11 protein-coding genes are annotated in these 12,186 nt (G+C 69.3%); 3 read left to right on the top strand and 8 right to left on the bottom strand.

All coding sequences use genetic code 11. The annotated features are described in order from the left end of the window. Positions 1-3 precede the first annotated feature (3 nt). Positions 4-1,014 (bottom strand): ABC transporter substrate-binding protein, encoded by a 1,011-nt coding sequence (locus AB0H88_RS04710; RefSeq protein ID WP_357641271.1) that lies wholly within the window; start codon positions 1,012-1,014, stop codon positions 4-6. A 129-nt stretch (positions 1,015-1,143) separates the two neighbouring features. On the opposite strand from AB0H88_RS04710, the gene panD reads away from it, so the two are divergent. After that, a complete protein-coding gene (gene panD / locus AB0H88_RS04705) occupies positions 1,144-1,560 on the top strand; it encodes an aspartate 1-decarboxylase (RefSeq protein WP_357642002.1) in 417 nt (138 codons plus the stop codon). A 123-nt stretch (positions 1,561-1,683) separates the two neighbouring features. On the opposite strand, the gene ugpC is transcribed toward panD, so the two are convergent. The 6 genes from ugpC to AB0H88_RS04675 form a co-directional block, all read right to left on the bottom strand. After that, entirely contained in the window at positions 1,684-2,793 is a 1,110-nt protein-coding gene (gene ugpC, locus AB0H88_RS04700) for a sn-glycerol-3-phosphate ABC transporter ATP-binding protein UgpC (protein WP_357641269.1), read from the bottom strand. A 14-nt stretch (positions 2,794-2,807) separates the two neighbouring features. Continuing rightward, positions 2,808-3,821 carry an NAD(P)-dependent alcohol dehydrogenase gene (locus AB0H88_RS04695; protein ID WP_357641267.1) on the bottom strand — a complete coding sequence of 338 codons (1,014 nt, stop codon included), beginning with the start codon at positions 3,819-3,821 and terminating at the stop codon, positions 2,808-2,810. 8 nt (positions 3,822-3,829) lie between these two features. Further along, positions 3,830-4,774, bottom strand: coding sequence for a carbohydrate ABC transporter permease (locus AB0H88_RS04690; protein ID WP_357641265.1), 945 nt, complete (start codon positions 4,772-4,774; stop codon positions 3,830-3,832). Continuing rightward, positions 4,771-5,691: a sugar ABC transporter permease gene (locus AB0H88_RS04685; RefSeq protein WP_357641263.1), complete on the bottom strand. Its 921-nt coding sequence runs from the start codon at positions 5,689-5,691 to the stop codon at positions 4,771-4,773. Before AB0H88_RS04685 ends, AB0H88_RS04690 begins: the two co-directional genes overlap by 4 nt. Next, positions 5,692-7,104 (bottom strand): extracellular solute-binding protein, encoded by a 1,413-nt coding sequence (locus tag AB0H88_RS04680; protein ID WP_357641261.1) that lies wholly within the window; start codon positions 7,102-7,104, stop codon positions 5,692-5,694. It lies immediately after the preceding gene. A gap of 197 nt (positions 7,105-7,301) precedes the next feature. Continuing rightward, on the bottom strand, positions 7,302-8,789 hold the full coding sequence (locus tag AB0H88_RS04675; RefSeq protein ID WP_357641259.1) for a mannitol dehydrogenase family protein: 1,488 nt from the start codon (positions 8,787-8,789) through the stop codon (positions 7,302-7,304). Between the two features lie 314 nt (positions 8,790-9,103). On the opposite strand from AB0H88_RS04675, the gene AB0H88_RS04670 reads away from it, so the two are divergent. Then, positions 9,104-9,256 carry a hypothetical protein gene (locus tag AB0H88_RS04670; protein WP_357641257.1) on the top strand — a complete coding sequence of 51 codons (153 nt, stop codon included), beginning with the start codon at positions 9,104-9,106 and terminating at the stop codon, positions 9,254-9,256. A 67-nt stretch (positions 9,257-9,323) separates the two neighbouring features. On the opposite strand, the gene AB0H88_RS04665 is transcribed toward AB0H88_RS04670, so the two are convergent. After that, positions 9,324-10,775, bottom strand: coding sequence for an alkaline phosphatase PhoX (locus AB0H88_RS04665; protein WP_357641255.1), 1,452 nt, complete (start codon positions 10,773-10,775; stop codon positions 9,324-9,326). A gap of 201 nt (positions 10,776-10,976) precedes the next feature. On the opposite strand from AB0H88_RS04665, the gene AB0H88_RS04660 reads away from it, so the two are divergent. Beyond that, complete coding sequence (locus tag AB0H88_RS04660) at positions 10,977-12,176, top strand: esterase-like activity of phytase family protein (RefSeq protein WP_357641254.1); 1,200 nt, start codon at positions 10,977-10,979, stop codon at positions 12,174-12,176. Positions 12,177-12,186 lie beyond the last annotated feature (10 nt).

Genomic DNA, 12,186 nt, shown 5'->3' with positions numbered 1-12,186 from the left:
CGGTCAGGTGACGTTGGACAGGTCGGTGATCGCGGTCGACGGCTTCATGTCGGCCGCGTTCGCCAGCTGGGGCACGAGCACGTCGAGCGCGTAGAGCAGCGCGTCCGGCCCGCTGTACGACAACGCGCCCCCGAGCGGAGTGGAGAAGTCCGTATAAATGGCCCGGTCGGTCTTGACCACGTTCAGCCGGGAGAAGACCGGCGAGGAGGTCATCTTCGCCTTGGTCGAGCCGTTGACGAACAGCACGTCCTTGTCGAGCAGGTCCAGCCGCTCCTCGCTGATGTCGCCGCTCTGGCTTTGGGCGGCGAAGCCGAGCGCGTCGAACAGCGCCCGCCGCGGGTCGCGGCCCGGGATCAGGTAGTGCTGCCCGTTCTCGGGCCCGTAGTCCACCACCAGAACCTTCCCGGCGAACTCGGGATGCGCCTGCTTCGCCGCGGCGATCTTGCCGTTGACCTTGTCGACGAGGGCCTGCGCCTGCGCGGACTTGCCCAGCGCCTTACCCGTGGTGAGCGTCTGGACGTCCCACGGCGTCTGCTCGTCCGGATACGCGCTGGACTGAATCACCGTCGGGGCGATCTGCGAGAGCTTGTCGTACGTCTGCTTGTTGACCGTCTCGTAGATCGCGATGATCAGGTCGGGCCGCTGCTTGATGATGGCCTCGAAGTTGATCTCCGCCGAGAACGTGGGCAGGGGCTTGCCGCCCAGCGCCGTCCTGACCCACGGATAGGTGAGGTACTCGTCGAACCACTGCCGCGTGCTCACCGGCACGACGCCGAGGGCGAGGGCGTAGTCCTGGTCGTTCCACCCGACGGTGACCACCCGGGCGGGCCGCGACTTGATCGTGGTGGACCCGAACTTGTGGTCGATGGACACGGGGAAGGCCGGATCGGCCGCCGCCGTGGGCTTCGGGGCCTGCGCGGAGCTCGAACACGAGATCAGCGAACTCACCATGAGGACGCACGCCACGGCGATCGCCGTGGCGTTCCAGGGACGGATGGTGCCGGGAGGAGTCATCTGAGTTCCTTGTCTCTGTGTCCTCCGGCGTCTCGGTGACCGCTGGCCGGGGGGTGCACAGGCGGGAGTCGATGGATTTACTTAGGATAGCATTACCTAACTTTTACTGACTCTTGGGAGGGCATGGACATGCAGCGCACCCTGCTCGGCGGAAAGATCCACAGGGCCACCGTGACCCAGGCCGACCTGCACTACGTCGGATCGATCACGATCGACAGAGTCCTCATGGACGCGGCCGACCTCGTGCAGGGCGAGCAGGTCCACGTCGTCGACATCACCAACGGCTCCCGGCTGACGACCTACGTCATCGAAGGGCCGGCGGGTTCGGGCGTGATCGGCATCAACGGCGCCGCCGCCCACCTCGTGTCCCCGGATGACCTCGTCATCATCATGAGCTACCGGCAGGTGGACGAGAGCGAGGTCAAGTCGTACGTCCCGTCCGTCGTCCACGTCGACGGGCGCAACCGGATCGTTGATCTCGGATCCGACCCGTCCGCCCCGGTGCCGGGCGCCACCGACCAGAAGTCCGGCGCGACGATCGGCTGACCGCCCGGCGACCTCGGGCGAGCCGCCGGTCAGCATGGCCGCCGGTCGGCAAGGCCGCCGGTCAGCATGGCCGCGGTCGGCAAGGCCGCCGGTCAGCATGGCCGCGGTCGGCAAAGCCGCCGGTCAGGCGGGCAGTCGCCGGCCGGTGGCCGCCGAGAAGAGGCGTTCCTTGCCCGGCAGGATGCGCAGCCGGACCCGTTCACCTTTGGCCGGGGGCATGTTGGGGTCGACGCGGGCGATGACGGTCTGGGTGAGGCGGGCCGGGTCGGTCGTGTCGGCGTACTGGCCGTAGAGGAAGGCGTCCGAGCCGAGTTCCTCCACGACGGTGACAGTGACGGGGAAGCTGCCCGGCGTGCCCTCGCCCACCACCTCGACGCCCTCCGGCCGGAAGCCCAGGATGACGCGGTCGCCGCCCTCCTCCTTGAGCGCCTGGATCGTCTCGCGGCTCAGCTGCACCCGCGTGTCGTCGAGGATCGCCTCGTCGCCCTGGACCGGGTACTCGGCGAGGTTCATCGACGGCGAGCCGATGAAGCCGGCGACGAAGACGTTGGCCGGGTGCTGGTAGAGCCGCAACGGCGTGTCGACCTGCTGGAGTACCCCGTCCTTGAGTACGGCGACCCGGTCGCCCATGGTCATGGCCTCGACCTGGTCGTGGGTGACATAGACGGTCGTCACGCCGAGCCTGCGCTGCAGGGCGGCGATCTGGGTGCGGGTCTGCACCCGGAGCTTGGCGTCCAGGTTGGACAGCGGCTCGTCCATGAGGAACACCTTCGGCTCGCGGACGATCGCCCGGCCCATGGCCACGCGCTGCCGCTGCCCGCCGGAGAGCGCCTTGGGCTTCCGGTCGAGGAACTCGGTCAGGTCGAGCAGGCCGGCGGCCTCCCGGACCCGGCGGTCGATCTCCTCCTTGGGCGCCTTCATCACCCGCAGCGCGAAGCCCATGTTGTCGGCCACCGACATGTGCGGATAGAGCGCGTAGTTCTGGAACACCATCGCGATGTCCCGGTCACGCGGCGCCAGGTGGGTGACGTCACGGTCACCGATGGCGATGCGCCCGCCGTCGACCCGTTCCAGCCCGGCGAGCATGCGCAAGGAGGTGGACTTCCCGCACCCCGACGGCCCGACGAGGACCAGGAACTCACCGTCATGGATGTCGAGGTCGAGCGCGTCGACCGCGGGCCGCTCGGTTCCGGGATAGACCCTGGTCGCCTCGTCGTAAAGAACTCTGGACATGATCTCCCCTAAACTCACTCCTGCGGCCGGACGACGGCTTTGACCAGCTCGGGGTCACGGGCGCCGGCCGTGAGCGCCTGCTCGACCTCGGCCAGGCCGTAGTGGCCGGTCACCAGCGCGTCCAGCTGGACGCGGCCCGCGGCGGCCAACGCGATGGCCGCCGGCCAGGTGCCGGCGTAGCGGAACGTGCCCGTCACCTCGAGCTCGCGGGTCTGTACGTGGGCCAGCGGCAGCGGGATCTCATCCCCGCCCATGCCGACGAGGACGACCCGCCCGGCCCGTCCGACAGCGCGGATGGCCGGCCCGATCGCGGCCGGCTGACCCGAGCATTCGAGCAGCACGTCGGGCTCGAACCCGGCGTCGGACAGGGGATTCTCGCGCACGTCGAGGGTCTCGCTCGCGCCCAGGTCGCGGGCCACCCTGAGCCGTACGGGATTCACGTCGGTGACCAGGACGTCGGTGGCGCCGAAGGCCAGGGCGGTCTGCATGCACAGCAGCCCCACCGGGCCGGCGCCGGTGACCAGCACGCGGGTGCCCGGCGCGACCCGGGCCTTCCGGCAGGCCCACACGCCCACCGACAGCGGCTCGATCAGGGCGGCGGCGTCATCGGACAGGCTGTCGGGGACCGGGTAGACGAACTCCTCGCGTACGACGACGTACTCGCAGAAGGCGCCGTCGATCGGCGGGGTGCCGAAGAACCGCATGCTCGGGCAGAGGTTGTACCGGCCGGCCCGGCATTGGTGGCAGGTGAAGTCGGGCGTACCCGGCTCCACCGAGACGCGCTGCCCCACCAGCTCACGGCCGACGCCCGGCCCGCTGACGATCACGGTGCCGGCCGGCTCGTGGCCCAGCACCAGCGGCGATTCCACCACGAAGTCGCCGATGCGGCCGTGTTCGTAATAGTGCACGTCGGAGCCACAGGTACCGACCGAAGAGACCCGTACCAGCACCTCCCGGGGACCGGGCTCGGGCCGGGGACGCTCCTCCAGCAGGATCTTGCCGATGCCGTGCAGTACGGCCGCGCGCATAGCCTCACCTACTCCCCGGTGATGGCGCCGAGGGTGAGTCCGGTGACCAGCCAGCGGCGCACGGCGAGCCCGGCGAGCATCATCGGCACGACCACGATCGTGCCGATCGCGGTGAGCTGCCCCCAGTCGATGCCCGTCTGCGTGACCAGCTGGGAGGCGGCGATGGGCAGCGTCTGGGAGTTCGGCCCGGAGAAGACCACGGCGAAGGCGTAGTCGTTCCAGGCGAAGACCAGGCACAGGATGAACGTGGTGACCAGCCCCGACTTGGTGAGCGGCAGGATGACCATCCAGAAGGCCTGCCAGCGGGAGCAGCCGGCGACGAGCGCCGACTCCTCCAGCGACGAGGGCACCTCGGCGAAGAAGGCGCTCATCAGCCAGATGGCGAAGGGCAGGTTGAAGGTCAGGTAGGCCAGGATCAGCCCGGGAATCGAGTCGATGAGGCCGAGCCCGCGGAAGATGAGGAACAGCGGCACCACGACCGCCGCGATGGGCGCCATACGGGTGGAGATGATCCAGAAGGCCAGGTGTTTCTTCCCGCGCATGTGGGTGCGCGCCAGGCCGTACCCGGCCAGCGCGCCCAGGCCGACCGCGAGCAGCGCGGAGATCCCGGCGGCGAGCACGCTGTGCACGATGTACGGCCCGAGGTTGTTGGCACCGGTGAACAGGTTGCGGTAGTTGTCCAGGGTCGGCGAGAAGAAGAACTGCGGCGTGGCCGCCGTCACGGCCTCGGCGTTCTTGAACGACGACATCAGCATCCAGATCAGCGGGACCAGCGTCCAGAGCAGCGCCACCACGATGAGCAGCGTCACCAGCCACCGCGTACGCCGGCTGCTCTCCTCCAGCGGCGACTGGGCCTCGCCGCGCGGGGCGGCGGTGACCGGTGGCCGGGTGTCCTCGCCGGGAAGGGTCTCCGGAGGCATGGGCGACGCCGGCGGTGTCATCGAGGTGCTCATCGGGTCAACCCCCTCACGTCCAGCAGCCGGACGAAGGTACGGGCGATGAAGATCGAGAAGGCCAGCATCGCCAGGCCGATGGCGGCGGCGTAGCCCAGGTCGAAGAAGCGGAACGCGGTCTCGTACAGCCGGACCGGCACGATCTTGGTCGCGTCCGCGGGGCCGCCGTTGGTGGTGACCCAGATGATGTCGAAGTAGCGGATGGCGTCCATGGAGCGGATCAGCAGCGCGACGAGCAGCACATTGGAGATCGCGGGGAAGAGGATGTAGCGCAGCGTCATCCAGCCCCGGGCGCCGTCGACGGCGGCGGCCTCCCGCACCGACTGCGGCACGCTGGACAGCCCGGCCAGGGTGATCAGGGCGATCAGCGGGGTCCACTCCCACACGTCCATGAGCACGACGGCGGCGAAGGCGCTGACCGGGGCGCCGAGGATGTCGCCGCTGTACCCGAGCCCGCGCAGCACCCACGCGTAGAGCCCGAACGTGGAGTCGGTGAGGTAGCGGCCCAGCAGGCCGACGATCGACGGCGCCGCGAACATCGGCAGCAGCAGCAGGCCGAGCAGGATGTTGCGGCCGCGCAGCACACGGAACAGGCACAGGGCGATGCCGATCCCCAGGACCATCTCCAGCCCCACGGTGAGCACGAAGAAGATGATCGTCCGCAGCCAGGACAGCCACATGTCCGCGTCGGTGAAGAAACGCGCCCAGTTGCTGAGGCCCGCCAGGTCGAGCTTGACCCCGCCCAGCAGCCGGACCCGGGAGAAGCTCATCGCGATCAGGGCGATGAAGGGCACGATCGACAGCGCGGCCAGCAGCAGCAGGCCCGGGGCCATCATCCAGCCTTCGAAGCCGACCCGCGGCTCCTTGCGTCCGGCGCTCTTCGGCTGGGCCGAGCCGCGTACCGTTGCCTCCGCCATTTAGGCCACCCACCCTCGCGCCACGATCCGGTCCACCCGGGACTTGATCGAACGCATCGCGTCCGCCGGTGACTCCGCCCCGCTGAGCATCGTGGACAGCTGGGTGAAGATCGCGGTGTTGCACTCGTTCCACATAGGGATCTTGGGCCGCAGACCGATCCGCTCGGGCGTCCAGGCTTCCCGTACCGCGGCGGCCGTGAGCATGTTGGGCATCGACGACGGCCGCTTCTCGGCCGCGCGCACTTCGGGCATCTCGTAGACGGACGTACGCGTGGGGGTGCCGCCACCGGCCTTGCTCTTCAGGTTGGCCAGCTGCGTCTCGGGGGAGGTGGCCCAGACGAGGAACAGCCAGGCGGCGCCGCGCTCGTTGGGCATCGTGTTGGCGCTGATCCCGACCCCGGTGCCGCCGTACATGTTGGCCGTGGCGACCGGGCCCTTGGGCAGCACCGCGTAGCCGACCTTGCCGGGCAGCACCAGCTCGTTGCTGGCCGCGAACTCATGCCAGTTCGGGCACATCGCCAGCCGGCCCGCGCGGAAGGCAGCGCCGACGCCGTCCCAGTCCCACGTCTTGGAGGCCGGGTCGGCGATGGACAGCAGCCGGTTGTAGAACTCCGCGCCCGCGATGGCGGCCTCGGAGTCGAGCCGGCACGGTCCCGGATCCCGCGATCCCAGACGGCCCACTTCCTTGCCGTGGTCGAAGTAGGCGCCGCCGTAGGACCACAGCACGTTGCTGAAGTCGTTCATGAGGGAGTCGTGCTGCCTGGCCTGGTGTCCGGTGCCGTACTTGACGTCGGAGGTGGCGTTCTTGTTGAACCACTGGGCGATTCGGAAGTACTCCTCCCAGGTCCGGTCGCCGCCCGGAGTGGGGTCGAACCCGAGGTCGTGGGCCATGCGGTCGTGGTACTTGGCGAACAGGTCCTGCCGGTACTGCCAGATCATCGTCGGCGCGTCATAGGGCAGGGCGTAGTACGCCGCGGGATCGACGAACCGGCCGGCGGCGTCCATCTGGACGGGGATGAAGTCGCCGATGCCGCCGGGCAGGCGGGGCAGGTTCGGGTTCGCCTCCAGCGTGCGCAGGTCCACCAGCCCGCGCTGGTACGGAGCGAGCACCTGGTAGGGGTCGGCGTAGATCACCTGGTACTGGGCCCGGCCCGAGGCCAGGTCCAGGGCGACCCGCTGGACCAGGGCGGTCAGCTCAAGGGTGACGATGTTGACGTTGATCCCGGTCAGGTCGGTGAACGGCTTGGTGTTGGCGGCGATGGCGGCGGTGGGGGCGGTGTTCTCCGAGATGAAGTTCAGGGTGGCGCCCTGGAACTGGCGCCACTGGTCGCCGGTGCCGGCTCGCGCCACGTCGCCGCGAGATCCACATGCGCTCAGCCCCGCGCCGAGGGTCACCGCCGCCCCGGCGGCCACGGCTCCACGAAGAATGTCGCGCCTGCTCGGTTGAGGTTGAGGTTGAGGTGGATAGTTCACCGCCTCTTCACCCCCTGAACTTAAGAAAAGGGCGATAAGACTAGGTTTATCCCTTATCGACATTGCTTGAAAACTCATATGTGAGATTTTCGCGGAAATAAGGGGATATTTTGGCTTTCATGAGTTAAGTAAAATTGTCAGGTGCGATGCTCCGCGAGCTCCCGAACAGTGGCGCGGGCGCCTTTGGCGCGCAGCGACTCCAGCGCGCGCAGATACGGCCGGACGAACCGCTCGTCATCGATGAGATCACCGAAGAGCTCCCGATTCGCGATGAACGCCGTAGGGTCCTGGCGCTGCGTTCGCGCGATGGCCGTCAACCGGTCCTTCAGGCGATCGACGATCGCGATGGGCGCCCCCGACTCGTCGACGCCCTCGGCATACCGCGCCCAGCTGGCCACCACGGCGGCCGAACGGGTCACCGCGCCGCCCTTGGCCAGCTGCTCGCGCACGACGGGAAGCAGCCACTTCGGGATCCGGTCCGAGGACTCGGCGCACAGCCGCGCGAGCGTGTCGCGTACCTCGGAGTTGGAGAAACGCTCGATCAATGTCCGCTTGTAGAGGTCCAGATCGACGCCCGGCACCGGCCGCAGCGTGGGAGTGGCCTCGATGTCCATGTAGTCGAGCAGGAACGCCGCGATCGCCGGGTCGGCCGCGGCCTCGTGGACGTAGCGGTGGCCGCTGAGGAAGCCGAAGTAGGCCAGCGCCTGGTGCCCGGCGTTGAGCAGGCGCAGCTTCATCAGCTCGTACGGCTCGACATCCGCGACGACCTGCACCCCCACCTCCTCCAGCGGCGGCCGGCCACCGGGGAAGTGCTCCTCCAGCACCCATTGCGTGAACGGCTCGCAGATGACCGGCCACTCGTCCCGCACCCCGAACCGCCGGGCCACGGCCTCGCGATCCTCGTCGGTGGTGGCCGGGGTGATGCGGTCGACCATGGAGTTGGGGAAGGCGACCTCACGCTCCATCCAGGCGGCGAGCTCGGGGTCGGCGAGCCGGGCGAAGGCCGTGAAGGTACGGCGGGCCACGTCGCCGTTCCCCTGGATGTTGTCGCACGACATGACCGTGAACGGCGTCACGCCCCGAGCGCGCCGCCGCCGCAGCGCCTCGGTGACCAGGCCGAACACCGTGGCCGGGCGCGCGCCGGGAGCAAGGTCCGCGCGGATCGCCGGCGACTCCGGGTCGAACTCACCGGTGACGGGGTGGATGTTGTAGCCACCTTCGGTGACGGTGAGCGACACGACACGTACGGCCGGGTCGGCCATCCTCTCGATGACCGCCTCCGGATCGTCCGGGGCGAAGAGATACTCGATGATCGAGCCGATGACGCGGGCTTCGCGCGTTCCGTCAGGGTGCTTCAGTACGAGGGTGTAGAGGCCGTCCTGCGCGGTCAGCGCCTCGCGCATCCGCGCGTCGCCGGGCAGGACCCCGACCCCGCAGATCGCCCAGTCGAACGCCTTGCCCTGGTTCATCAGCCGGTCGAGGTACATCGCCTGATGCGCGCGGTGGAATCCGCCGACCCCGAAGTGCACGATGCCGGTCGTGAGCCGCGACCGGTCGTAGGAGGGGACCGCCACCTGCTCCGACAGGCTCGTCACCGTCGCCTGCGTCAGCGTCGTCACCGCCATGAGTCCCCCTTCGCCCCTACGCTCAGCATGGCCAGCTCCACCGGCTTCAAACTCCTGACCTGCGTGTATGCCCGTGACCACCAGCCGCGGAGGCCCCTGGCTGGCGATCATGCCGGAGAGTTTCCGCTAGGAGCGGTCGCGATCCCTTCATGAGGACGCCGTCCTGTCGCACGAGTCGGCCTGCGGCCTGCACGGGCTGGGCGCCGAGCCGAGCCCCTTGGTGACATTCACCGTGCCGGCGGAGTTCGCGGGTCCCCGGGCGACGAAGATGCTGGGCGCGGGCGGTGATCGTGTAGGCCAGGCAGGTGGCGGTCATGGCGACGAACCCGGCGATCAGCGGCGAGGCCGGCGCCGGGATGAGGAGCTTCTGCAGCACCGTGTCGAAGTGGACGCCGCGCATCCCGGCGCCGACCCAGACCGCGCCGATCAGCGCGTGCGAGGAGCTGGACGTTAGGCGCACGTGGTGAACCGGCCGTGAACTCCCAGCGGAGACCGGGTAACGAAGCCCGGTCTCCGCATCACGGCCGAACTGGTTCAGTCGGTGTTGGACGGACGGCGCCACGGGCCGGTGATCGCCAGGACGTGGCCGGGGCTCTGGATGTTGGCGAACAGGATCCGCCCGTCGGCGCTGAAGGTGGGGCCGGTGAACTCGCTGTCGTTGAGGTCGTTGCGCGCCATCGGGTACGCCTTGCCCTGCGCGGTGACGCCCACCAGGTGCTGGATGCCCTCTCCGTCCTCGGCGAGGATGACTCCTCCGTACGGCGAGACGGTGATGTTGTCCGGCCCGTCGTAGTTCGTGTCCTGGGTGGGGTCGGGGTTGACGCCGAAGATGGTCTTCAGCGTGACCGTCTGGTGGCGCGGGTCGTAGAACCACACCTGGCCGTCGTGCTCGTTGACGCTGCCGTCGGTGTGGCGGGCGTAGCTCGCGACGAAGTAGGCGCCGCCGTCCGCCCACCAGGCGCCCTCCAGCTTGCGGCTGCGGGTGACCTGGTCGTTGGGCAGCTGGGTGCGTACGGACTGGACGCGAGCGTCGCGTTCGGGCACCTCCACCCACCGGACCTGGTAGCGGGTGCCGGGGGAGGTGGCCTCCGACAGGTCGGCGACGTGCGTGCCGTCGCGATAGCAGCTCAGCGCCTCCAGATTGCCCGCGGTCGCACCGCCGTCGGAGAGGGCCAGCTCCCGCAGCGCGCCCTTGCCGCCGTGGAACCCCTTCGGCGGCGTCCAGCGGTAGTAGAGCCCGTTCGGGCCGGAGGCGTCCTCGGTCAGGTAGATCGCCGACGTCTTCGGGTCGACGGCGACGGCCTCGTGCGAGTAACGGCCGAGGAACTTCAGCGGCACCGGGTCCTGGTTGGCCTGCCGGTCGAACGGGTCGACCTCGAAGACGTAGCCGTGGTCCTTCTGGAAGGCGCCACCGGCCCGCTGCTCGGTCTCCTCGCAGGTCAGCCAGGTGTTCCAGGGGGTCTTGCCGCCCGCGCAGTTGTTGTGCGTGCCGGCCAGGCTGACGTATTCGCGGATCCGTACGCCGTGCGCGTCCACGTCGATGTTGGTCGTGCCACCGCCCGCGCCCGGATCGTAGGTGAGGCCGGGCAACGCGGGCACCCGGTACGGCTCGCTGCCGCCGATCTCGTGGTTGTTGACCAGCGTGGCGCCACCTCGGCCACGCCCGAGCTCGGCGTCGCCTTCGCCTTCATGCCCCGCGCCCTTGCCGCGGGTGAAGCTCGCCGTCCCGTCGGCGTCGCTCGGCGTCGGCTCGCCGCTCTCCAGCAGCGTCACCCCCGCCTCCGCGACGATCCGGTACGAGAACCCGGCGGGCAGGGCCAGCACCCCGGCCGGATCGGCGACCAATGGGCCGTAGCCGAGCGGGGGCCGCGTGGCCGCGAACGCGGCGGGCCCGGCGATCGCCTCGATGCTGCCGGCGAACACTATGCCGAGGCCACCAGCGGCGCTGCGGCCGAGGAAGGAACGGCGAGAGACAGGTGCGGACATGGGACATCGCCTCCAACGTTGACGTCTGCAGGGCTGACCCAATTGCGTCGCGGGAAAGGGTGGCACCCCGCACTCCGTCCTTATGGTGAACGCTCAAGGAAGAACCGGCATCCCGATTGATCGTCTTGCTCGCCTGAAAGTGAATGATTCGTACGCACTGCGTTTGGAACCACGTCATGTGACGCTCCTAGCGTGCCGGTCATGAAACGCATCTCCCTCGCGGTGGGCGCGGCCCTGCTGGCCGTGAGCCTCGCCCCCACGACCGGTCCCGCCTCCTACGCCGCCGCACAGGACGGCGCGCGGGACGGCACGGGCCGCGCCACACTGACCGGGTTCGCCGCGCTCCCGGCGCAGACCTTCGTGCCCGGCAGCGAGCCCTCCGGCTCCCAGATCGGCACCACCCCGATCAACGGCGTCACCCCGCCCTTCGCCGGCCAGCCGGTCCAGGGGTTCAGCGGCGTCGTCCGGCGCGGCGACGGCAGCTTCGACGTGCTGTCCGACAACGGGTACGGCGGCAAGAACAACAGCGCCGACTTCCTGCTGCGCGTGCACCGGATCAGGCCGGACTTCAAGGCGGGCACCGTCCAGGTGCTGGGCGGGTTCAACCTGTCAGACCCGCGCGGCCGGGTCTCGTGGCCGCTGACCAGGGCGGACCGGGTGCTCACCGGCGCCGACTTCGACGTGGAGTCGATCGTCCGGGCGGCGGACGGCACGTACTGGATCGGCGATGAATTCGGCCCGTTCCTGCTGCACTTCTCCGCCACCGGCACGCTGCTGGAGGCGCCGATCGAGCTGCCCGGCGTCAAGGCGCCGGAGAACCCGACCCTCAACGGGGCGACGCCGAATCTGGCCGGCAGCAAGGGCTTCGAAGGCATGGCCCGTTCCGCCGACGGCCGGTGGCTCTATCCGCTGCTGGAGGGCACGGTCAGCGGAGACCCGGCCGGTACGCTGCGGCTGAACGAGTTCGACGTCCGGAAGCGGGCGTACACCGGCAAGCGCTGGACGTACAAGCTGGACAGTCCGTCCAACGCGATCGGCGACGCCATCGCGGTGGACGAGCACCGCTTCCTCATCATCGAGCGGGACAACGAGCAGGGCGACGCGGCCAAGCTCAAGCGCGTCTACCTGGCCGACACCCGCGACCGCGACCACGACGGCGCGCTGGACAAGACACTCGCCGCCGACCTGCTGGACCTGGCCAACCCCAAGGGCCTGGGCGGATTCGGGGAGACCTTCCGCTTCCCGTTCCAGACCATCGAGGACGTCGTGATCCTCGACGACCGTACGCTCGGCATCCTCAACGACAACAACTTCCCGTTCTCGTCCGGACGGACGGCGGGGCAGCCGGACAACGACGAGTTCATCACCGTCCGCCTGCCCTTCCGCCTGCACGCCCGCTGACGAAGAGGGG

The sequence above is a fragment of the Nonomuraea sp. NPDC050680 genome (assembly GCF_040654555.1).
Classification (GTDB): domain Bacteria; phylum Actinomycetota; class Actinomycetes; order Streptosporangiales; family Streptosporangiaceae; genus Nonomuraea.
The sequence above is the reverse complement of the archived record's forward strand: the minus strand, read 5'-3'. Positions and strand labels throughout refer to the sequence as shown.